Origin of the sequence: Yersinia alsatica (assembly GCF_902170305.1) — a bacterium.
Classification (GTDB): Bacteria; Pseudomonadota; Gammaproteobacteria; order Enterobacterales; family Enterobacteriaceae; genus Yersinia; species Yersinia alsatica.
Genome location: NZ_CABHWW010000026.1, coordinates 308,050 through 331,453 on the forward strand (window position 1 = coordinate 308,050; position 23,404 = coordinate 331,453).

Consider the following 23,404-nt stretch of genomic DNA (forward strand, 5'->3'; position numbering starts at 1 on the left):
AGGTACAAAATTGAGAGGTGATTGAATGGAATCTAATACACCTTTACGTTATCAGGGAATGACGGTCAGGGAGTTTCCGCTCAGTGCTGTTTCAGCACGAAAAATAGTTAACGATCTGGCAATGAATCATACTGGACGTATTCGTATCAGCCGGCATGCCAAGCAAAGGATGTCTGAACGGAGTGTTACGCTGCGGCAAATTTTGCATGTTTTTGTCAGCAAGCACAGCCGATTTATCGAAGTACCGCACCAAACTGCCGCCGGTGACTGGAAGTTTAACTTACAAGGTGTTGCCGCAGGTGATGTGATTGAAATAGTGACGGTGCTAAAGCGGCATGAGGACGACCCTACGGTATTTGTTGTCACGGTGATGATTAAGTAATGGAGAAAAGTCATGTATCACTACACGGAGAGTGGTTTAACCACGGTATGGTTGGCTAATGGTTATCACTGTGATGTTGTTGATGGTGAGCGGTTTACCAGTATTGATGATGTTGATGGTTTGCATCGCCTCATTGGCAAAATATTAGTTAACCGCAGCAATCCTTTAGTCGCCGATGAGATTCGCTTTATACGTATTGAAATGAACATGTCGCAAAAAGCACTCGCGGCATTACTCGGTGTGGATGTACAGACGGTAGCTCGTTGGGAAAAAGGGCAAACCAGCTTGCCACGAACAGCAGATGTCTCTTTGCGGGCGCTGTATGTGGAATCTATTGATGAGGCCAGTGGTGTGGGCCATTTTTTACGTATTCTGGCCGATTCTGAAGTGCAGCAATCAATAGAAAAATTGATTTTTGAAGAGCGCGGGCATAGATGGCAAAGAGCCGTTTAGTTTTCAGCGCTGTGTGTATCACGGTAGGAAAGCCTCCACTCCTACCGTATTTTTTATTAAAAATTAACCATTTAACGCTTGCGCCAAATCAGCTATCAAATCTTCAGTATCTTCAATACCGACGGACAAACGCAGTAATTGTGGCGTAATACCGTGTTTGAGTCGGGTTTCCAAGGGGATTGAAGCATGGGTCATGCTGTAAGGCTGGCTGATTAAGCTCTCGACTCCGCCAAGACTTTCGGCCAGCGTAAACAGATGTGAGCGCTTAATCACTGCACGAGCAAAGGCATCATCCCCTTTCAAGCGGACAGATATCATGCCACCAAAACCGGCCATCTGTTTGGCTGCCAGCGCATGTTGTGGGTGACTTTTCAGCCCCGGATAATACACATTTTCCACTTGTGGCTGCTGTTCAAGCCATTCGGCAATGCGCTGAGCACTGTGATTATGTCGTGCCATCCGCAAAGCCAGCGTGCGTAAACCGCGCAATGTCAGGAAACTGCTGAATGGGTCTAAAATTCCCCCCACGGCGTTGTGCAAAAAGCCCAATTGCTCAGCCAGCTCAGGGTTATTCCCTACCGCTGCCACCCCGGCTACCACATCAGAATGACCATTAAGATATTTGGTGGCTGAATGCACCACAATATCAAAGCCCAGTTCCAGTGGGCGCTGAATGTAAGGCGAGGCAAAGGTATTATCAGCCACACTGATCAGACGATGTTGCTTGGCAATAGCGGCAATAGCTGCCAGATCGGCCAGTTTTAACAGTGGGTTAGTCGGTGTCTCCACCCAGATCATTTTGGTGTCAGGTAAAATGGCCTGTTCCAGTGCTGCGGTATCTGCCGGAGAAACATAAGTCACGCGCAAACCGGCGCTGCGACTGCGCACTTTCTCCAACAATCGGTAAGTTCCGCCATATAAATCATCAACTGCAATGATATGGCTGCCTTGATCCAGCAGTTCAAGTACAGTTGAACAAGCTGCCAAACCGGAAGCGAAGGCGTAACCACGAAGGCCACCCTCCAGTTCTGCAATAGCGTTTTCCAGTGCAGTACGAGTGGGGTTACCACTGCGGGAATATTCATATCCGGTATGTTCGCCGGGAGCCGGTTGTGCAAACGTGGATGTCGCGTAAATGGCGGGCATCACGGCACCGGTGCTGTCAGGGGTATAACCGGCGTGGACGGTCAGCGTATCGAACTTTGCCATAATAAAAATCCTTAATAAGAGAAGGTTAAGCCAGCTTTTGACGCCAGGTATTCAAAACATCGGTGCGGGTAATCAGGCCAAGAAAGTGTTCGCCATCCAGTACTACCGCGACATGACCATCATTAAAGGTGGTCAGTAGCGCGTGGTAATCCGCCTCTTTTTGCAGCGTGTTGACTTGACGTGTCATGGCGGTACTGACGGGTAATTTAAAATGGTTGGCATCGGCTTGGACCGCATTCAGCAGATCCCACTCATCAATCAGCCCAACGACTTTTTCGCCGTCTAACACCGGTAACTGTGAGATGTCATACAGGCGCATCCGGGCATGAGCGACCGCCAGTGTGTCTTGTGGCGTGACCGAGACAGTCGCACCATCCTGATGGCTATAAGTGATGTAATCGCGCAAATCGCCATGTTGAGGTTTGCTGAGTAAACCCTGCTCCAGTAGCCAGTAGTCATTGAACATTTTTGACAGGTATTTATTCCCACTGTCGCAGACAAAGGTCACGACCCGTTTCGGTGTGGTCTGCTCGCGGCAATAGCGCAATGCCGCAGCCAGCAAGGTACCGGTTGAAGAACCCGCCAGAATCCCTTCTTCGCGTAATAGGGTGCGGGCAGTGCTGAATGCTTCGGCATCATCAATTTGGTAGGATTTTTTTACCTGAGAGAAATTACTCAGTGGCGGAATGAAATCCTCACCAATACCTTCGACCAACCAACTGCCGGCATCATTAATCTGTGAGCTGTTGACGTAATCCGCCAAAATAGAACCGGCGGGATCAGCCAGCACAAACTCGGTGGTCGGCGAAACCTCAGCAAAATATTGGCTCAGCCCACTCAAGGTGCCACTTGAGCCGACACCGACCACGATGGCGTCGATGTGTTCGTCCATCTGCTGCCACAGTTCTGGGCCGGTTGATGTCCGGTGTGCCGCCGGATTCGCAGGGTTATTGAACTGGTCAATATAGAAAGCGCCGGGGATTTCCTGGGCCAGACGCAGGGCATAATCCTGATAATAAGCCGGATGACCTTTACCCACATCAGAACGGGTTAGCAACACTTGTGCGCCTAACGCCCGTAGATGGAAAATTTTCTCCTGACTCATTTTATCCGGCACCACCAAGACCAATTTGTAGCCTTTTAGTGCCGCTACCAGCGCCAGCCCCAGGCCAGTATTGCCCGCAGTGGCTTCAATAATAGTGCCACCGGGTGACAGCAGACCATCTCGTTCCGCCTGTTCAATCATCGACAGCGCGACTCTATCTTTAATCGAACCGCCGGGGTTTTGATTTTCCAACTTCACAAACAATTGGCACGGGTCGGTATCAAAGCGGGTCAGTTCCAAAAGGGGGGTATGGCCGATAAGATCAAGCACCGAGCGAGGGATTGCCATTATTTGCTCCAGCAAAAATTTGAGTTAACTGAGTGAGTTCAGTTAACAACCTATGGCGGGATAATAGCGCTAGCGACTTAGGCACTAAAAAGAACAAATAACCCATTTATATTCCTTTTTGGAATATGATTATTGTTTTTTAGACGTTTAGCTGCTTAGGTGTAAGGACGTTTAGATAGGAAGATGGTTAGCCGCGTAGCCATCAATATTTATTGAAAAAGCGCATCTTTACAAAACAAAACGTAAAACTACGCCCAATTGACTCGGCAATGGGATAAATTTAGAAAAGGTGCTGAAGTATGACTAAGCTAATATTTCAGTATCAGTGAAAAGACGTTACTTTTTCGCTAATTGGACTGTGGTTTGTTCTGGGAATACCACTTATTTCCGATTATTTGCAAGGATACTCTGGCGACCTCATGATGAAATTTACCCTCCCGTTTAAGACAAAAAAGTTCTCTTTCAGTGCCGGATTATTGCTCTTGGTACTGCCCGCCGCCCATGCGGCTGATGCTCCAGCGGCTCCGGTGATCGATGCTAAAGCCTATGTATTGATGGACTATGACAGTGGGAAAGTGCTGGCTGAGGGGAACAGTGACCAACGCCTTGACCCGGCCAGTTTGACGAAAATTATGTCCAGCTATGTGATTGGGCAGGCGATTAAAGCCGGTAAAGTTCATCCGGATGATCTGGTGACTGTCGGGAAAGATGCTTGGGCCACTGGTAATCCGGCCTTGCGAGGCTCTTCACTGATGTTTTTGAAACCGGGCGATCAGGTGAAATTGTCCGATTTGAATAAAGGCATTGTTATTCAATCAGGTAATGATGCCAGCATCGCATTGGCGGATTATATCGCTGGGAGCCAGGATAGTTTTGTTGGCTTGATGAATAATTACGCCAAAGCATTGGGCCTGAACAATACCAACTTTATGACAGTGCATGGCCTTGATGCGCCGGGGCAGTATAGTACCGCACACGATATGGCCTTATTGGGGCAAGCACTGATCCGTGATGTGCCCGAAGAGTATGCACTACACAAAGAGAAAGAATTTACCTTTAATAAAATTCGCCAGATTAACCGTAACCGCCTGTTATGGAGCACTAATCTCAATGTCGATGGTATGAAAACCGGCTATACCACCGGGGCGGGGCATAATCTGGTGGCTTCGGCGACCGACGGGCCAATGCGACTGATTTCTGTGGTACTAGGTGCGCCCAGCGATAGAGTGCGTTTCAGTGAAAGTGAGAAACTCCTGACGTGGGGATTCCGCTTCTATGAAACCGTGGTGCCGATTAAAGCCACCAAACCTTTTGTGACGCAGAAAGTATGGTTTGGTGACACCGGGCAAGCTGAACTTGGTGTTGCGCAAGATGCCGCCATCACCATCCCGAAAGGGCAGATGAAGAACTTGAAAGCCAGTTATAAGCTGGATCAAACAGAGCTACGAGCACCACTGGCGAAGCATCAGGTGGTGGGGACGATAGATTTTCAACTGGATGGCAAAACTATCGACCAGCGCCCGCTAGTGGTATTGAACGAAGTCAAAGAGGGCGGCTTCTTTAGCCGTATCTGGGATTTTGTCATGATGAAACTTAACCAGTGGTTTGGCGGGGTTTTTGGTTAAGTTTAGGATGATTATATAGGGCGACTATCCGGTCGCCCTATTACCCTTCGAACTTGAAGCCGCAGGGGTGTTAGCGGCGCTCACTCACCCGAATCACTGACTTGAGTCAGCTCATCGGGATTTGCTCTCTTGCTGCCTACCTGCAACACCACGTTCTTTGGGTAACCTCTTCGGACTTGAAACCGCAGGGGTTAGCGGCGCTCACTCACCCGAGTCACTGACTTGAGTCAGCTCATCGGGATTTGCTCTCTTGCTGCCTACCTGCAACTCCACGTTCTTTGGGTAACCTCTTCGGACTTGAAACCGCATGGGGTAGTGGCGAGAACTCACCCGAATCACTGACTTTAGCCTTAGTGCATCAGTTGCAGGCGACTATCTTGATTGCCAGCCCACCGCGAGACGTTTCACGATATTTTGAGTTCATATCTTTGCCGGTTTCATACATCGTTTCGATGACTTTATCCAGACAGACACTTGGCTCACTAGTCCGACGCAGCGCCATCCGAGCGGCATTAACCGCTTGCACGGCGGAAATGGCATTACGCTCAATGCAAGGCACCTGAACTTGCCCGGCCACAGGGTCACAAGTTAGCCCCAGATTATGCTCCATGGCGATTTCAGCGGCGATACAGACCTGAGCAGGGCTACCTCCCATTAACTCAGCCAAACCTGCTGCGGCCATTGAACAGGCAACCCCGACTTCCCCCTGACAGCCCACTTCTGCGCCAGAAATAGATGCGTTCATTTTATACAGCGCACCAATAACCCCTGAAACCAGGAAATAACGGCTGTAAGAGTTTTCATTCACTGGGCGAATGAATTTATCGTAGTAAGCCAAAACCGCAGGAATAATACCGCAAGCCCCGTTAGTCGGTGCTGTGACCACACGCCCGCCCGCGGCATTTTCTTCGTTAACCGCTAAGGCATACATATTGATCCAATCAACCACCATCATTGGGTCAGCATTATGCTTATCCGTAGTGACCAGCATCCGGCGCAATGCCGCGGCACGGCGCGGCACTTTCATCGGGCCGGGTAACAGGCCTTCAGTATTAATACCGCGCTCAATCCCCGCTTGCATCACCTCCCAGATCGCCGCAAAGTGCGCGCTTATCTCGGCTTTACTGTGCAAAGCCAGCTCATTTTGCATCACTAAACCTGATAAAGATAAACCGGTATCTTTACAGTGTTTTTGCAGATCGCGGGCAGAATTGAAGGGATAGGGCACGGTCACTGCGTGGCTATCTTGCTGACCAAACTGAGTTTCATCGACAATAAACCCGCCGCCGATGGAGTAATAGGTTTTGCTGTAAATACAGTCATCACCAGCATGTGCACTGATGGACATGCCATTTTCATGCAGTGGCAAATTGGTTTCATGGAAGTTCATGCCACCCACTGCCGGGAAATCAACTTCATGGCTACCATTAGCCAGTAACAGGCGTTCCCGCGACTCTACATCACGGATAAATCCTTGTATTGCATCAATATCAACGGTATCAGGCAAGTTACCCGCCAGCCCCATGATAATGGCGATATCAGTATGGTGACCTTTACCAGTCAGAGACAGAGAGCCGTAAACATCAACAGTGATTCGGGTGACGGCAGGAAGATGTCCTAGTGTGATTAAATCATCGGTAAACAGCTTGCCGGCTTTCATTGGGCCGACGGTGTGGGAGCTGGATGGACCAATACCAATCTTGAAAATGTCAAAAACGCTGACCATATATTCGCCTCCTTCATGTTAAAGGCGTTATACCCATGCTGGGTAATATTATTAAAATGCTTACATTACCGTGGAATAGAGAGCCGGCGCGGACGCACCGGCTTTTGAAACAATTTACAACGTCAGATGATGGTTGTGAGCTGGCCGTGAGCACTGGCCAGCCTCTAAATCATTTACCGAACAGGCTGAACAAGATTGCAGAGATAGCAATCAGGCCCATGATGACGACGAATACGTTGCTGATGTGACCGCTGTATTTGCGCATCGCAGGAACTTTATGGATTGCATACATTGGCATCAGGAACAGCAGCATTGCGATGATTGGGCCACCCAATGTTTCAATCATGCCCAAGATGCTTGGGTTCATGGTTGCTACGATCCAGGTTGTCACCAGCATGAACAGTGCAGTAATGCGGTTCAGTTTGTCATGATTGATGGCTTTGCCTTTGCTACGCAGAGACTTGATCATCATCCCGTTAAAGCCTTCACGTGCGCCTAAGTAGTGGCCCAGGAAAGATTTGGTGATAGCGATAAAGGCAATGACCGGAGCCATATAGGCAATCATTGGGGTATTAAAGTGGTTAGCCAGGTAAGACAGAATAGAGATATTCTGGCTTTTTGCTTCAGCCAAATCAGCCGGAGACAGGCTCAGTACGCAGCTGAATACGAAGAACATCACCGTAACAACCATCATGATGTGAGCGAAAGCCAAAATGCGGGAGCATTTTTTCTCAGCCTCAACACCGTACTCTTCACGTTTTGCTACCGCAAAGGCGGAAATGATCGGGGAGTGGTTGAACGAGAATACCATCACCGGAATCACCAGCCATAGGGTCATCCACAGGCCACTGCCAGTCCCATTGCCATCCATTGATACATGTTCAAATATCGCACCTGACCAGTTAGGGATCAGATAGACCGCCAACAGCATCAATACCGCGACAAATGGGAAGACCAGAATACTCATTGCTTTCACAATGGCATGCTCACCAAAACGCACGATAGTCATCAGGCCGATGATCAGAATCAGCGACAGAATGGCACGTGGGGGTGATGGCAGATGCATCTGGTGTGTGATGAAGCTATCAACAGTGTTGGTAATTGCCACACTGTAGACCAACAAGATTGGGTAGATAGCAAAGAAGTAAAGCAGAGTAATCAGCTTACCCGCGCCTTTACCAAAATGCTCTTCAACCACTTCAGTAATGTCTTCACCCGGATTTTTACCTGACAGCACAAAGCGGCACAGGCCACGGTGAGCATAAAACGTCATCGGGAAAGCGATGATAGCCATAACGATAAGAGGCAGAAGGCCGCCGATACCCGCGTTGATTGGCAGGAACAGTACGCCAGCACCGATTGCTGTTCCGTACAGACCCAACATCCACATGGTGTCGGTTTTACGCCATGTGCTTGATGAAACTTTTCCCGTGGAGGCAATAGTGCCTACTTGAGTAGTGTCCATGAAAAATCTCCATAGTGAACACGTTAATTTAAAATTAAGAACCGAAAGTTAGGCTCCTGTAATGCTTTATTTAGCGACATTATCAGGCGAAAAATTCAGTCTAAACGATTCGTCTAAAATGGTGCCCTGGTTATTACGTTGGTGCCGTAGTCGCGTGTTATACCTAAAAGTTAAAGTGCAAAAATTAACCGATTGTAAGAGTGTGAATTCGTTTTATCGGATATTTTTATTGTTCTGATAAGAACTCTAGTTTTTGCTGGCGGCAAGATAGCGATTTGTAGTGAAAACTACCGTGATCCTGCTCTCAAATGCTCAATAAACTCGCCGACGATCACTTGTTACGAATTTACATCTGATTGTTGTGTTAATGTTTATTTTTTATCACTAAGGATAATAAATAAGCATTCTTTGCACTGTTCAATAAATAAACAATCAGATTTTCATCCTCTCTATCTTGGTGGGAAATATATTTTAACCACGCTTATGAATCTAGTTAAAATCAAGTTTTTCACTGATTTATTGATGAATATCATTAATGTAAAATAATGATATTGAATTAACTAATTGATTTTAAATGACTTTATCTTTTTTCTGTTATCAGTATGGCTGCTGATACCTGGCGGTAATATAAACAGTTAAATAAGACAAAAATGAAAGGTTTATTGCTGAATTAAATAAGTCAGTGAGTGACTATTTGCATTCCATGGTTTATTTGTCATATGAAATATTGTGATGATTATTTGTCTGACAATATAACTGTCGCTATTTCTTGGCATAGATGTATTAAAAAGAATGACAAATGTTAAATTAATTTACCTTAAGCTCAGTTATTACTGGCACTTAATTATGGAATGAAATTGTGTTTTAAATTTTTTATAGATTAAAAATCATATTAAGCACAAATAAAATAGGGTTATAACCCCTTGGCTTATTTTGCTTAAATATAATACGTTTTTTAGATAATACACCTCTATCGTATTCATCCAGTATTTACACAATTAAGATTTTTGCTATGTAATCAAGGCGATCTGTCAGCGAGCGACTAAATCAGTATTTAGAGCGGAAAAAATCCCATGCCAACGAGATGACGCGCATCTCACTAGCAAGGGAAATAATCAGTGGGGCAGGGCGTGCGGGCTTAACAGTAGGTTTTAATACTATGCTGTAAAAAGAATTGGCTGAATTCATCATCAGGTTGGCGATCAGTCACCAATGCATCAAAGAGGGTCAGAGCGCCAATACTGGCAGGTTTTATTTTGCCGAACTTACTGTGGTCAGCGACCAGAATTTTATGCTGGGATTTGGCAATCGCCCGTTGCTTCAGTAGGATCTCGTCGAAGTTGAAACACGTTGCGCCGTACTCAATTGAAACACCGGCTGCGGAGATAAAAGCTTTATTCGGGCAGGCGTTGTCTAGTTCATTGTGCTGGCTGATAGGGGTGAAAATGTAGTTGTTAGGCTTGAACTCGCCACCACACAGGATCACTTTACAGTTAGGTTTATCTTGTAAGGAAAGAAAAGTGTTGAGGGAGTAGCAAATGGCGGTAAATGACAGTTCTTCATCTATTTCGTCAATGATTGATGGAATTGTGGTGCCACAATCAAAAAAAACAGTGTCATTCTCGGCAATAAGACGTGCTGCCAACTGACCGATGCGGCGTTTTTCTTCCACCTGCTTGGCTTGTTGGTCCGAAACAAAATAGTTATTGGCGTTATTGCTTTTTGGGTCCATCACCACGTAACCGCCCAACAAAATGACGGCAGTAGGTTCAGCGCTAAGATCTCGGCGAATGGTCATTTCAGACACGCGCAGCAGATTGGCGGCGTCTTTTAGATGGATTTTGTCGGAACGCTTAAGGGCCTGAGTAAGTTTATTAATTCGTTCAGCACGGCGGGTTTCCATAAGCTATTCCTGACAAGTTATTTTCAAAACCAAATATTGCGCACAACTCTTTGTAATGCAATCTAAAACAAGCTATTACAAAACAAAAAACAGAGTAAAACAGTCGATGGCAATAATTAAGCCCGACAAGCGCCGGGCTTACAATAATTTAGTAACTTGATGCGGAGGCGGACTGGCCTGAAACGATGGCCACTCCTGAACTGGTACCAATGCGTGTCGCGCCAGCTTTAATCATGGTTTCAGCTGTTGCTTGGTCTCGAACTGCACCGGATGCCTTAACACCCATGACCGGGCCGACTGTGGCACGCATCAATTTTACATGTTCTTCTTTCGCGCCACCGGTGCTGAAACCGGTTGAAGTTTTAACAAAAGCGACGTCAAGCTCACGGCAGATATCACAAACTTGTACAATTTGTGCATCGCTAAGCAGGCAAGTCTCTAATATTACTTTCAACGGTGTTGCGCCGCAATTATCACGCACAGCCTTGATGTCAGCTTTAACTTCATCAATTTTGCCGCTTTTTAACCAGCCAACATTGATAACCATATCAATCTCTTGTGCGCCAGCCTTGATAGCCGCTTGAGCTTCAAAGGCTTTTGCTTCGGTCAGACCGGCCCCCAGAGGGAACCCAATTACTGAGCATACTTTTACTGGGCTACCCGCCAGTTGCTGTGCCGCCAGGGGAACATAGCCAGAGTTAACACATACAGTATAGAAATGATGCTGTTTAGCTTCTTCACACAACTTAATGATTTGTGCTTCAGTGGCATCCATTGCCAGTAGGGTATGGTCAATGTAGCTAGCGTAATTGATCGTCATGATTATTATCCTTTTGTTCATCTGTAAGTTAGTTCTGTTGTTATAATAATAACATTTAAAAGAAAAAACAAAGATAATTCTCACAAATATGGCTATTTTAGATTTTATTTTGTTATTTTAATTACATTGATGGCGATTAAATAGACAACAGATACACTTAATTGAAGTGTATCTGATTGAATTTTATTGGTTTTAAATAGAGTGGTATTTTTGACGAGAGAGATTGCCGGTCTTTTCGCTTACCGGCAATGTGAGATAAGTAACGTGCGGAGGATTAGCTTCTGACCCATCCTCTACTGATCGGCAAGGCAAAACTTACGTGATAAAGACGCTGCATACCATTCGAAATAGCTTCCCCGAATAAATTCCACACTAGCTGTGCGAACAAGCAGCCGACAATCCCTAGCAGGAAGGCTCCCACCATATCTAATGGCCAGTGAACACCCAGATAAATGCGTGACCATGCAATGGCGACCGCCACGATCATCATGCTGACTGCCGACCAGAGTTTGTGCCAGAAAACAAAGGCTAAGGCCACGGTAAAAATAGCGGTGCCGTGATCGCTCGGGAAAGAACTGTCCGGTGAGTGCGGTAAAAAGTTATAGCCAAAACCCACCACGAAAGGTCGATCATGGGGAATAAGCATGCCAATACAAGTGGCTGATAGCATGGAGAATGCAAGGGCAATGGCAGCTTTAGTGACCATGGTGCGCTGCATATCCATAGTGTTTTTCGGCCCCCATAGCCACAGCCCTATGAGCAAAATAGGGATAATCATAATGAGATCGCGTGCGATAAAAGTCGCAAAAGAAATTATCCACGATGGTGATGCTGGAGTCGCATTTATCATGGAAAAGAAAAAGTAATTCATTTGTTCCATCATTTTGTACCTTTATCGCGGTGGTAAAAACCGCTAATCATCCAAAACACAGCCAACTGGCTGAGCCATACCCACCAACCTGCCCACAGGTTGTGAGTAAGAAAATGTGCCCCACGCATAATTTGACCAAACCCCATCAACATGCCAAGGCTGGCACCGACGAACCAACACAGTGTGGCCAATCGCGGGCGCTCTGGGTAAAACAAGAAAAACAGTGCCATTACTGCAAAACCGCTGGATGCATGGCCACCGGGGAAGCAGTGGCCGGGGCCTGCACCGACTGGGGCCGTCCCCATCAATACGTAGCTCAGGGATTTACCGCCGTACTCCACCAAATCCCAAGGGCAGGAGTGCGCGCTGGTGGCTTTTAGAATACCGATCACCAATGGGCCGATACCCAGCAGCAACATGGTGGTCACCAAGCGCCCATTGCGACGATAAATGCCCCATAACAATGTGACGATCGCCGCACTGATAATGCTCAGTTTCAGTAACCGGTGGTTAAGTAAATCCAGCCAGTAATTATTATCCCACGGAAAATTCTGGCCAACCGGGTCAAACCAGTAATTACTGATAAACCAATCCAGTTGCTCGTTGCGGGACAACCACAGAAACAGCAATCCGCTGATCAACAACCCAAAAACCTGCCAAAAATAAAAGGATAACGGCAGTGAGTAAAGGGACTTTGTCCTAATTATCTGTACCGTTGAGGTATTATTTAATATAGACATAGTTGCGTTTGATTGAGCGGGCAGTTTGTTGGTCTTCACGAAATGGCCTGAAGCAGAGGTTTTGATGTTGATATTGTGTTTATTTTGTCTTAAGAAAGCCTTAAGGGCTGATAGCGAAGGGGATTACAGCAGGACTCAAATTCCAGACAAGAAAAAACCCGATAGTCTCATTACTCTATATAAAACAACAATATACAATAAATACAGTGAGTTAATTAGTTATTGAGGGGTAGTAAATACTAGGGAAGGGTAACCTCCGCCGCCACTTTGCCGCCAGTGCTCATGGTGGTTAGCGGATTGAACTGTACAGCGGTTTCTAGGTGCTCTGGCGCGAAGTGAGCATAACGCATTGTCATCTGAATATCACTGTGGCCAAGGATGCGCTGTAATACCAGAATGTTGCCCCCGGACATCATAAAGTGAGCGGCAAAGGTGTGGCGCAAAACATGCGTGAGCTGGCCAGCAGGTAACTTAATGTCTGTGGTGTTGATTGCCGCCATAAAGCGGAAATAACACTCACTGAAAAGCCGGTCTCCCTCTAACGCGATTAACTCGTCATGAAGTTCTTTGCTGATTGGCACACTGCGGTTCTTTTTACCTTTGGTTCTGACAAAAGTAATTTTGTGCGGGCTAACCTGTGAGCGGGTGAGCTTTTCTGCTTCATTCCATCGCGCCCCGGTACTGAGGCAAACTTTAACTACCATAGGTAAATCTGCCCGGCCAAAACTACATGCGGCCAATAGTGTTTTAATCTGTTCATGAGTGAGCCACGCCATCTCTTTTTCTGCCACGGCATACTTGCGCAGATTGTCTAATGGGTTCGGTAGGTTCCATTCGCCTAATCTGGCCAACTCGCTAAACATACCGCTCAAAAAACTTTGTTCCAGATTCACGGTGACTGGCTTTGCGCCTTTCTTCCATTTCTCTGAGAAATAAATCTCGCCAGACAAACGCTTAGAGCGATAGTGAGCAAAATCTTTGCCACTCAAACTGTGGGCAGGGGGATCACCCAGTGCGGCAACTATCAGTTTCAGTTTTTTATAAACCTTTTCACCGGCCTCTAAAGAACGGCCGTGCAGGTTATACCAAAGTTCGGCAATTTCGCTTAATGTGCGGCGGTCTGGTGCGTCCCCTAACCAAGGCTTATTACTTACCTGATCCATGGTGTATCGTTCAAAGGCTAACGCTTCACCTTTGGTCGCAAACATTTTTCTTACCCGGCGACCTGTACGGCCTGCCGGGTAGCACTCACATAACCATTGGCCTGTTGGCTGTTTGCGTACTGACATTGATAACCCCCTTTGAAGATAAGGGGGTATTTAACTGTATGAATGAACAGTGGTCAATGTTTGATATTATCAATAAAAAGATTGTAATTGGACAGCAATACATAATCTAATTCACTTAAATACTTTGAAGCCCACTAATGAACACATTATAACTATGGGAAAGATTACCATGTATTCTTAATACTTTCCCAATAGCCCTAGAGCCGGCTACTTTTTGATATGAGTGATTAGTGAGTTTAATCAACTCTTCTGCCGCATTTGCTAAGTTATCGGGAGTCCTAAATTTTCTATTATTCTGTTGGGGGGTTGTATTTAGGTTTAGCGCTTGATCAACCGCAATCAAATCACCTAGATACCAACTTTCTAGTTCATGACAGGCTATACGTATTAAATAACTCTGCTTACCGGATGCAGCGCATAACATTAATAGCCGCTGTTTTATTGTAGGGCCATCTCCACCATCTTTATCTCGGATAATAACAAATGTTGTATTAGGTGTTTGCCATCCTCTCAGTTTTTTTGTTAATTGTTTTTCAAGATCATTTTTACCTTCAAATGCAATATATCGGACAGTTATATCACCCGGAATAACTCTTGGAACTAAGCCTTTTAACATTTCAGCGGCAGATAACTCTTCAAGTAAAAAGACAATAGTTCTCATTGAGGGTCAACTCCAGGGAAGAATCCTTGCTTCCAAAGATATCCCATCTTGTCGCCATCATTCATATAAGCAACAAGTTGAGTATCTTCTTTTGCTCTATTTGCAGTTGTATAACCTTGATTCTTTGACAACCAAAAAACTTCGTCAATACCTACTGCATTTAGAAAATCAGGTGAATGTGTTGAGACGAAAACTTGGCCACCTCTAGTAGTATATGCTCTAAATTCTTCAGCTAATTCTGTTAATAATTTAGGGTATAATTGGTTTTCAGGTTCTTCAACACAAAGTAATGGGTGAGGAGTGGGATCATGTAATTGTACTAAGTACGCAAACATTTTTAATGTACCATCAGACACAAATCTGTCGATAAAAGGGTCTGCAAAACTCCCATCTTGAAAACCTAATAAAAGTCTACCGTCTTGTGTACTTATTGGTTTTACGTCAGAAACACCAGGAACTCTATGTTTCATCGCAGTAATTATTTCAGCGAATATCTCAGGGTAATTGTCATGAATATTTCGAGCAACTAGTTGTAAATTATCACCAGTGGCAGATAGGTGATCTTCGTACCCTACAGCATCTTTTGTTCCTCTGGCTGCGTTAATATGAAAATCTGAAACATGCCAATTTTCAATTAATTGTCTGAAAGCACTTGCAGCCTTAAATTTAGAAAACTGGCCAAGCCCTTTTATTGCTAGAACATCATCGGAATCAAGAATTTGTTCTTCTCTATTAAGCTCCTCATCTTTTTTACTAAAGTCATCTTCATTAATAATGGCAGTCCCTTTTCCCTTAGAAAAATCAAGAAAATGATAAGGGGAACCATATGGGCCACGCTTATAACGGAGTATCTCTCTATCAACATAAGTTCTTTTTTTTGCATCTTCATTTAATTTTAAAATATATGTGACTAAACGTTCATAGCCACTAATTTCTAGTCTGAATTTTACTTCAATCTCGATTGTTCTATTATTAAAATCTGTTCCTCTACTAAGAACCTCATTAAAACCTCCCCGCCTTTGTATCGCATTTCTAACATTGTATGTCAGACAGTCTTTGAGGAAGCCAAATACATCAAACAAAGTTGTTTTCCCAACCCCATTAGCCCCTACAATCACACAAAATTTCGGAATGTCATTCATTTCTAAATTCTTGAATGATTTGAAATTTTTTAATTTAACTGATTCTATGAACATATGTCCCTTGATTTCAATTAGTAATTAAAAACATGGATTTTATTGCAATAAGGAAATTGATATCTTCTAACCTACAATCAAAAGAAAACTTCCCGCCTTCAACCCTCACTTTGCCACCGGGAATCCGGATAATATCTCGGACGCTGATTGTTCCCTCAATATCAACAACCCATTTGCCATCCTGTACTTCATCGAACTTGCGATCAGCAATATAGGTAATATCCCCATCAAGGATAACTACCGGGTCTTTTAATCCGTCAGGCAAGAACGCCTTATCGAACATATAGAAGTTTGAATCGTAGAGTTTGCCGTCTAACAACTTTTGGCGAGGAATCTGCACGATATCAAGCTGTTTAGCATTTTCATACATTACGCCCTCGCCAGTCGTTAACCAACGTAGTGATGCGCCAGTCTCTAAAGCACACTGAATCACAAGGTCTGCGGGAAAAGTATCACGTAGATAACGGTTGGCTAATGTACTGGCAGATATGCCTAATTGCTCACATAAAGCCTGCTTTGTACTGAAGCCATAAGCCTCCAGCATCCGGTCAATTGCCGCTTGGCCACCACGTCGAAGATCCATGTTCATCTCGAAAAGTGAAGTTTATTTATTGACATTCACTTTTCGAGATATTAAATTCATCTCGAAAAGTGAATAACCACCCGTTATTTATCGTTACTACCGCTCACCACAAGCGAATAGGGGATGTTGCATCATGAGACCTAATATTTCAATCACTCTTCTAACTCCTCACGTCACAGTTGAGAGATATGGCGAGTTGACTGGTTTAGATTCAGACACTATCAAAGCGATGTTGGCCGATGGTCGTTTGACACGCCAGCCACGCCCCGCGCACGTAGCAGAACACGCCACGGAAGAAACGTAATCATGACGGAAACGGCACTACACCGCACCCGCCTGCACACTTTGCGTTATAAAGTTTTTTCAGTTTTATTTTTCTACAAAACATCCCGCCAGCCCGCGCCGTGGCTGGGGCTTTGCGGCGTTTCGCCAACTGAAAAGATTGAAAAGAATTTCAATGTTTTTCAGTTTTTGGATCTTGGAGTGGATCGCGTAAAAGTATTAGTGCATTGAATTTAAAGGGGATTGTGTGGTTTGCGTGGAATGAATTGGATCTCTTTACGCGCTTTTGTTCAATGCGGATAAATGCCACTATGTCAGAGCTGGCGTGGGTTGTGGGGGATTTCACAGACCGTTTCTAAGCTGAAATTTAAGTGATTAATAGTGTTACTATAGCTACAGATTGATTTGGGTCTATAGGGGCGGATGCTTTCTTGGATTAATTTATGTATGTATTATTGAAAGAATATTTTTAGATGACTTTCTGGAGAATACATTGCTAACGGTCTGGGGTCGTAAAACTTCATCGAATGTGCAAGCTCTCATGTGGTGTATTGGGGAGTTGGATTTACCTTATAAGAGACATGATATTGGGCATCGTTATGGTGGTACTAACACTGACGAGTTTTATCGCTTAAATCCAAACCGTACTGTTCCTGTTTTACAGGATGGCTGTAATCCTCCTTTATGGGAAACCGGAGCTATACTGCGATATCTTGCTAATCGATATGCAAAAGGGGATTTTTGGCCTGATGATTTACTGGCAAGAACCGAAGTTGATCGTTGGATGGAGTGGTCAAAGTTAAATGTCGCATTGGCATTTACGGCACCAATTTTTTGGCGGGTTGCACGTACTCCCAATGAATTGCATGATATAGAAGCTATCAGATTGGCAGTTGAACAGTTTGAAAATAATTTAATGATTGCCGAAGAAATATTCACCTCTAGGAATTATTTGGCAAGCGAACACTTCTCATTAGCCGATATTCAATTTGGACATGTTTTGTATCGTTACTATGATATTGATATAAAAAGAAAATCAATGCCATATGTTGAAGCCTACTATAAACGACTTCTTAATAGACCTGCATATAGTGAGCATGTCGCTATTTCGTATGATGAACTCCGACCCAGCAATGCATACAGCAAGCCTATTTAAGGCTCTTGAGCTTTGCCCCCAAATATTTCATTGGAGCGAGTCTGTAAACTTTTTTACGAAATAGATCTTATGATAGTGAGATAAAATAGTGCGTAAGTCAGGTGTGGTAATGCTTGCGCTGGAATTCGATATTAAAAAAAAGAAATGAAATTGTCAGCTATCCTTTCCTTTCTATTTGAGAATCTAGTTCACTCGCCTTTTTAGCACCATCCTGTATGTAAGTATTTAATATCTCTATAGTTAAGATGCGTAAATACTAGGCGAACAGACCTAAAACTCAAGCATTTAAATGAAAAATTTCAAAGTGCTGCCGCCATTCCACCGCCAATGGCCATGCAAAGTGCTTGTAAGGTATTGATAGGTAATGGTTTGAATTTCAGGCAAGAAAAAACCCGATTAGTCTTGAACCTAAGAAGGCGGGACTATCGGGCTCCTCAATATGGGGACATCAAAGAAAAGCAGTGGCATTAATTCAGACCCCAGCTCGGTAAGAAAGTTCTGGGCAAATGAAAAAAGTATAAAATAATGTTTAGTTTTATCTTAAATGCACTTTTTCCGCGCTAACCTAATACCCCCGGCCAGACAATGACGATTAATGAGCCTGCTAACGTCAATAATACGTTCGCGATGGCATAAGTTCCTGCATAACCTAGGGCTGGGATATTACTGCGGGCGGTGTCGCTGATGATATCCATCGCCGGAGCGCACGTCCGAGCCCCCATTATCGCGCCGAAAAGCAGAGCTCGGTTCATGCGCAATACATAAGCGCCAAAGATAAAGCAGATAACGACCGGCACTAAACTGACTATCAGGCCAGATATTAGCATCTGCCCACCAATGGCTCCCAGACTGCTATTAATGCCCCCACCGGCGCTTAACCCGACGCCAGCCATAAAGACCATCAACCCGAACTCTTTCACCATATTAAGCGCCCCTTGCGGGATATAGCCGAAAGTAGGGTGGTTAGCACGTAAAAACCCGAGCATGATGCCAGCCATTAATAACCCGGCAGCATTACCAATACCGAAGCTGAAATTACTGAATTGGAAGGTAATCAGGCCAATCATTAATCCCAAAATAAAGAAGGCACAGAAAGCCAGTAGGTCGGTAACTTGGCTGTGAATGGAGATAAAGCCAATCTTTTCAGCCACGCTTTTCACTCGGCGGGCATCACCACTGACTTGCAATACATCGCCTTTATTCAAGACCACATTGTCATCAATCGGCATTTCGATTTGGCTGCGAATCACCCGGTTAAGGAAACAGCCGTGGTCGGTCAGTTTTAAATGACTTAGACGTTTGCCTACCGCATTGCTGTTTTTGACCACAATTTCTTCTGTCACAATGCGCATGTCCAGCAGGTCACGGTCAAAGACTTCTTTCCCATTACGGAAGCTGGGGTCAAGCCGCGAATGTGCATCGGGATAACCCACCAGCGAGATCTCATCACCCACTTGCAGCACTGCATCGCCATCCGGGTTTGCCAGAATACCATTGCGGCGAATTCGCTCGATATAACAGCCCGTTTGGCGGTAGATCCCCAGTTCGCGTAGATTTTTACCATCAGCCCACGCCACCAGTTCTGGGCCGACACGATAGGCACGAATCACGGGTAAATAAACTTTACGTTGGCTATCGGTATCAAGGCCACGTTCGCGCGCAATTTGCTGAGCACTGGTCGGTAAGTCTTGATGCTGCAATTTAGGGAGGTAGCGCGCGCCTAAAATCAGGCTGACCAAGCCAATCAGGTAGGTCAGGGCATAACCGAGGCTCAGGTTATCTTGGGCATGTTGCAGCGCTGGATTATTGGCGATGGTATGGCGCAATGTGTCGCCGGCACCCACCAGCACGGGAGTTGATGTCATTGAACCTGCAAGCATACCGGCCGTTAGACCAATATCCCAGCCAAATAACTTACCAAGACCGAGGGCCAGAATCATGGCACTGCCCACCATGACCAAGGCGAGCATCAGGTAGTTTTTGCCATCGCGGAAGAAAATAGAGAAAAAGTTTGGGCCAGCTTCGACACCGACACAAAAAATAAACAGCATAAAGCCCAGATTGAGCGCTTCTGTATTGATAGTAAAATGCTGTTGCCCAAGCAACAGTGATACCACCAACACACCAATAGCGTTGCCTAATTGAATAGGACCCAGTCGCAGTTTGCCTAGGCATAATCCTAGCGCTAAAACTACGAATAACAGCAATATGTAGTTGCCGTTTAACAAATTTGCGACGTTTATATTCACTAGTATGACTTTCTATTTAGCCCGGATGACGATGATTTACGATGCACTCGCCCTCAATGTAACGCTAGAGCGACACATATCTTTAAATTCAAAAATGTTATCGCCAAAAAAAGATAAATGTTGGCAATAGCGGGGCTTATTCTAATCGGTCTGCTGCGAGACAGCCAGTAGTAAGCAGGAAGTTTGGCATAGCCAGATAGATATGCTTGGTTAGTAATAAAATGTGGGCTTATATGCTACTAATAATCGAGGTGAACCGCTTTGGGACGATATTTTTACTGCGGTGAGATAAATGACAGGCAATAAAAAAGGGTGTTAAACACCCTTTATCGGATAAAACCAACCAAAATTGACAGAAAAACCCTATTGGTATAGAAAACTTCAGTTGGTTGCTAACCGGATTACTGGAACAGGCTTAGATTTTGTTTCGCGTAAGCTTCAAAATCGGTGCAACCACCAATGTGTTTTTCATCGATAAAGATTTGTGGCACGGTTTCTACCGGTTTGCCGACTGTTTTTTCCAGGTCAGCTTTGGTAATACCTTCCGCATGGATGTCGATGTAACGGAATTTAAAATCGTCGCGTTCAGTTTCCAGCTTTTCCGCCAGTTCTTTGGCACGAACACAGTAAGGACATCCAGGACGCCCGAAAATTACAGCAAACATGTATAACTCCTTGATTAAATTGAGATAATCACTTCGCCAACAGTTACTGATATATTCAACTGTTAAATGACTTCTGGCGCATTACTCACTCTCACTGGGGTCTACTATGCCCTTTGGCGTAGTGAAAAAAAAGCAGGAATTACCTGTTAGTCTGATTAATCTTACCTATTTGCTTATCGATACTGTTACAAACAGTGAGGATTCAATACACTGAGTCAAAGTCGTTCTTGAGCTTATCGGAGGCAAAGATGCGCTCGTTAGGAGATATGCCCCGCATTGTGATTATTTCAGAAGTGTTGGGGATGGTATTACTGGTTGTTGCCTATCTCAGTATTAATGACTTTGTGTCATTACCTGGTTCGATGGGAACCGCCACTGTTGCGATTATTATGATTTTTGTCGGAATTGGCCTGATGCTCCCGGCTGCCGCCTATATTGTTTGGCGCGTTGCCAGCGGTTTTGGGCCATTATTAGGCAGTGCAGATAGAATATCCAAACCGCAATCCAAGAAAGAGTTAGATGAAGAGCGAATAAAAAAGGAGAATAAATCTGAGTAAGGTCATGACCAAGTCTTCTTTAGGGCATTAAATTAGTCGGGATTGAAGTGGCGCTGTCGGCCAATATTCCGTAAGCTATGCCACTTTTCGTATTATGAGAATCGTGAGGTAGGTAGTTATGGATTCACTCATCGTCCCGGATTTAGCCTTATTACGGCGTTGGCTGGATCAGCTCGGTATCTCATTTTTTGAATGCGATTCCTGCCAGGCACTGCATTTGCCGCATATGCAAAATTTTGAGGGTGTGTTTGATGCCAAAGTTGATTTGGTTGATAACGTCATTCTGTTCTCTGCACTGGCCGAGATTCGGCCGACAGCCTTGATCCCATTAGTGGCCGATCTTAGCCAAATTAATGCCAGTTCACTGACGGTTAAAGCCTTTATTGATATTCAGGATGATAATCTGCCAAAACTGATTGTTTGCCAGTCGCTGACAATAGAAGTGGGGGTGACATTTGCCCAATTTGGCTACTTTATGCAGCAGTGCGAAGAACAGATCTCAATGATTATTTTGGAAGCGCGTGCTAATGATTTGCTCTTCATTGGCAACAGTGACGACGATGAGTTGCCGCAAACTGCCACGGCTTATCCTGTTATTCATTAATTGACACCCCACATCAATTATCAGAGTGCTGCTGATCATCAGTGGCACACTGCTATTCCCCTTATAAACCATAAGATATTCTGCTTTTTACCCTCCTTTGCCAGATATTTATCGCCGTTTATACCGTTAGTGGCGCATTACATAGATAGAATATGCATAAAAAATCGATAAAAGGCGTTTTTTACCCTAGAGTCTGGTGTGAATTGCGAACTGCGGTTATGCTGCTGTTTCTGCAAAGGGCATAATATTCCCCCGCAATATCAGTGATTATCCTTGTTAGGTTAATAATCACACGCCGTGCATAGTCATGCATCTGGTGTTTGTGGCAATCGCGCTCGGCAGGCCAAAGGTGTTGTATCCCATCGGATACAAATTTGCGTACGACCTCACCCCCTATTTTGGAGGAGTTAACGGATGTTCACCCAACGTAAAAAGTGGTTATCGGGTGTTGCTGCTGGCCTGTTAATGGCCGCGTCCGTCTCAGCATCTGCTGAGGAAAAAACACTGCACGTTTACAACTGGTCCGATTATATCGCGCCGGATACGCTGGCAAATTTCCAGAAAGAGACCGGCATTAAAGTTGTCTATGATGTGTTTGACTCCAACGAGGTGTTGGAAGGTAAATTGATGGCGGGGAGTACCGGGTTTGACTTGGTGGTGCCATCTGCCAGTTTCCTCGAACGTCAATTGTCTGCTGGCGTATTTAAGCCGCTGGATAAAAGCAAATTACCGAATTACAAAAATCTTGATCCCGAATTGTTGGCGCTGGTCAGCAAACACGATCCTGAGAATAAACACGCAATCCCTTATCTGTGGGCGACTACGGGTATCGGCTATAACGTAGAAAAAGTTAAAGCAGCACTGGGGACTGATGCCCCTGTCAACAGCTGGGATTTAGTATTAAAACCCGAAAATCTTGAGAAGCTGAAAAGTTGTGGCGTCTCTTTCCTCGATGCGCCAAGTGAGATTTTTGCCACCGTGCTCAATTATCTGGGCAAAGATCCGAACAGTATTCAGGCCAGTGATTACACCGGCCCGGCCACTGATTTACTGTTGAAATTACGACCGAATATCCGCTATTTCCACTCATCACAATATATTAATGATTTGGCCAACGGCGATATCTGCGTTGCGGTAGGTTGGGCTGGTGATGTTATGCAGGCTTCTAATCGTGCCAAAGAAGCTAAAAATGGTGTGAATGTGGCTTACAGCATTCCAAAGGAAGGGGCACTAGCTTTCTTTGATGTGTTTGCGATGCCATCTGATGCCAAAAATCAGGATGAAGCTTATCAGTTCCTGAATTACCTGATGCGCCCTGATGTGATTGCGAATATCAGTAATCATGTGTTCTATGCGAATGCCAACAAAGCGGCAACCCCGCTGGTGAATGCAGAAATTCGTGATAATCCGGGCATTTACCCGCCAGCTGATGTGCGCGCCAAAATGTTCACTCTGAAAGTACAAGATCCGAAAATTGATCGCGTGATCACGCGGGCCTGGACCAAAGTGAAAAGCGGTAAATAAACCATTGGCGTGACGCAGTTACTCATTGAAGACTGTTAACCCATTGATGAA

General features: G+C 44.9%; 22 protein-coding genes and 1 pseudogene. 9 read left to right on the forward strand and 14 right to left on the reverse strand.

Annotated features, from left to right (window positions below):
* The first annotated feature begins 25 nt into the window (after positions 1–25).
* Positions 26–382, forward strand: coding sequence for a DUF4258 domain-containing protein (locus FTA96_RS15510; protein ID WP_050106240.1), 357 nt, complete (start codon positions 26–28; stop codon positions 380–382).
* A gap of 12 nt (positions 383–394) precedes the next feature.
* Positions 395–835, forward strand: a complete 441-nt coding sequence (locus FTA96_RS15515; RefSeq protein WP_050106242.1) for a helix-turn-helix domain-containing protein — start codon at positions 395–397, stop codon at positions 833–835.
* Positions 836–898: 63 nt separating this feature from the next.
* On the opposite strand, the gene FTA96_RS15520 is transcribed toward FTA96_RS15515, so the two are convergent.
* Positions 899–2,044, reverse strand: coding sequence for a trans-sulfuration enzyme family protein (locus FTA96_RS15520; RefSeq protein ID WP_050106243.1), 1,146 nt, complete (start codon positions 2,042–2,044; stop codon positions 899–901).
* A 25-nt stretch (positions 2,045–2,069) separates the two neighbouring features.
* The gene (locus FTA96_RS15525; RefSeq protein WP_145574238.1) at positions 2,070–3,437 is read right to left on the reverse strand and encodes a pyridoxal-phosphate dependent enzyme; all 1,368 of its coding nucleotides are present in this window, start codon (positions 3,435–3,437) and stop codon (positions 2,070–2,072) included.
* Positions 3,438–3,856: 419 nt separating this feature from the next.
* Here FTA96_RS15525 and FTA96_RS15530 point away from each other — a divergent pair, with 419 nt between their 5' ends.
* Entirely contained in the window at positions 3,857–5,062 is a 1,206-nt protein-coding gene (locus FTA96_RS15530; RefSeq protein WP_050106248.1) for a serine hydrolase, read from the forward strand.
* 358 nt (positions 5,063–5,420) lie between these two features.
* On the opposite strand, the gene FTA96_RS15535 is transcribed toward FTA96_RS15530, so the two are convergent.
* From FTA96_RS15535 to FTA96_RS15580, 10 genes are all read right to left on the reverse strand, one after another.
* On the reverse strand, positions 5,421–6,788 hold the full coding sequence (locus tag FTA96_RS15535; protein ID WP_134957502.1) for an L-serine ammonia-lyase: 1,368 nt from the start codon (positions 6,786–6,788) through the stop codon (positions 5,421–5,423).
* Positions 6,789–6,957: 169 nt separating this feature from the next.
* Positions 6,958–8,253: an HAAAP family serine/threonine permease gene (locus FTA96_RS15540; protein ID WP_050106251.1), complete on the reverse strand. Its 1,296-nt coding sequence runs from the start codon at positions 8,251–8,253 to the stop codon at positions 6,958–6,960.
* Positions 8,254–9,391: 1,138 nt separating this feature from the next.
* Positions 9,392–10,156, reverse strand: a complete 765-nt coding sequence (gene deoR, locus FTA96_RS15545) for a DNA-binding transcriptional repressor DeoR (RefSeq protein ID WP_145574240.1) — start codon at positions 10,154–10,156, stop codon at positions 9,392–9,394.
* Between the two features lie 148 nt (positions 10,157–10,304).
* Entirely contained in the window at positions 10,305–10,976 is a 672-nt protein-coding gene (deoC, locus tag FTA96_RS15550) for a deoxyribose-phosphate aldolase (RefSeq protein ID WP_050106254.1), read from the reverse strand.
* 274 nt (positions 10,977–11,250) lie between these two features.
* Positions 11,251–11,856, reverse strand: coding sequence for an undecaprenyl-diphosphate phosphatase (gene ybjG / locus FTA96_RS15555; RefSeq protein WP_050120918.1), 606 nt, complete (start codon positions 11,854–11,856; stop codon positions 11,251–11,253).
* Positions 11,856–12,527, reverse strand: coding sequence for a phosphatase PAP2 family protein (locus FTA96_RS15560; RefSeq protein ID WP_222424315.1), 672 nt, complete (start codon positions 12,525–12,527; stop codon positions 11,856–11,858). Before FTA96_RS15560 ends, ybjG begins: the two co-directional genes overlap by 1 nt.
* 299 nt (positions 12,528–12,826) lie before the next feature.
* The gene (locus tag FTA96_RS15565) at positions 12,827–13,876 is read right to left on the reverse strand and encodes a phage integrase (RefSeq protein ID WP_145574244.1); all 1,050 of its coding nucleotides are present in this window, start codon (positions 13,874–13,876) and stop codon (positions 12,827–12,829) included.
* A gap of 115 nt (positions 13,877–13,991) precedes the next feature.
* The gene (locus FTA96_RS15570; protein ID WP_145574245.1) at positions 13,992–14,537 is read right to left on the reverse strand and encodes a DUF4276 family protein; all 546 of its coding nucleotides are present in this window, start codon (positions 14,535–14,537) and stop codon (positions 13,992–13,994) included.
* A complete protein-coding gene (locus FTA96_RS15575) occupies positions 14,534–15,733 on the reverse strand; it encodes an AAA family ATPase (RefSeq protein ID WP_071706665.1) in 1,200 nt (399 codons plus the stop codon). Before FTA96_RS15575 ends, FTA96_RS15570 begins: the two co-directional genes overlap by 4 nt.
* 13 nt (positions 15,734–15,746) lie before the next feature.
* Positions 15,747–16,316, reverse strand: a complete 570-nt coding sequence (locus tag FTA96_RS15580; protein WP_145574248.1) for a phage repressor protein CI — start codon at positions 16,314–16,316, stop codon at positions 15,747–15,749.
* Positions 16,317–16,449: 133 nt separating this feature from the next.
* On the opposite strand from FTA96_RS15580, the pseudogene FTA96_RS23555 reads away from it, so the two are divergent.
* The 3 genes and pseudogenes from FTA96_RS23555 to FTA96_RS15590 all read left to right on the forward strand — a co-directional run.
* Positions 16,450–16,572, forward strand: a pseudogene (locus tag FTA96_RS23555) (regulator); the annotation flags it as partial.
* 50 nt (positions 16,573–16,622) lie between these two features.
* Positions 16,623–16,829 (forward strand): hypothetical protein, encoded by a 207-nt coding sequence (locus tag FTA96_RS15585; RefSeq protein ID WP_145574249.1) that lies wholly within the window; start codon positions 16,623–16,625, stop codon positions 16,827–16,829.
* A 262-nt stretch (positions 16,830–17,091) separates the two neighbouring features.
* The gene (locus FTA96_RS15590) at positions 17,092–17,754 is read left to right on the forward strand and encodes a glutathione S-transferase family protein (RefSeq protein WP_145574251.1); all 663 of its coding nucleotides are present in this window, start codon (positions 17,092–17,094) and stop codon (positions 17,752–17,754) included.
* A gap of 560 nt (positions 17,755–18,314) precedes the next feature.
* On the opposite strand, the gene FTA96_RS15595 is transcribed toward FTA96_RS15590, so the two are convergent.
* Both FTA96_RS15595 and FTA96_RS15600 read right to left on the reverse strand, forming a co-directional pair.
* Positions 18,315–20,003, reverse strand: coding sequence for an aspartate:alanine antiporter (locus tag FTA96_RS15595; RefSeq protein ID WP_050106257.1), 1,689 nt, complete (start codon positions 20,001–20,003; stop codon positions 18,315–18,317).
* 401 nt (positions 20,004–20,404) lie between these two features.
* Complete coding sequence (locus FTA96_RS15600) at positions 20,405–20,668, reverse strand: GrxA family glutaredoxin (protein WP_004710767.1); 264 nt, start codon at positions 20,666–20,668, stop codon at positions 20,405–20,407.
* A gap of 248 nt (positions 20,669–20,916) precedes the next feature.
* Between FTA96_RS15600 and FTA96_RS15605 the strand changes: the two genes are divergently transcribed.
* From FTA96_RS15605 to potF, 3 genes are all read left to right on the forward strand, one after another.
* Positions 20,917–21,225 carry a YbjC family protein gene (locus FTA96_RS15605; protein WP_050106259.1) on the forward strand — a complete coding sequence of 103 codons (309 nt, stop codon included), beginning with the start codon at positions 20,917–20,919 and terminating at the stop codon, positions 21,223–21,225.
* A gap of 118 nt (positions 21,226–21,343) precedes the next feature.
* Positions 21,344–21,829, forward strand: coding sequence for a type III secretion system chaperone family protein (locus FTA96_RS15615; protein ID WP_004710760.1), 486 nt, complete (start codon positions 21,344–21,346; stop codon positions 21,827–21,829).
* A gap of 414 nt (positions 21,830–22,243) precedes the next feature.
* On the forward strand, positions 22,244–23,353 hold the full coding sequence (gene potF / locus FTA96_RS15620) for a spermidine/putrescine ABC transporter substrate-binding protein PotF (RefSeq protein ID WP_050106262.1): 1,110 nt from the start codon (positions 22,244–22,246) through the stop codon (positions 23,351–23,353).
* Positions 23,354–23,404 lie beyond the last annotated feature (51 nt).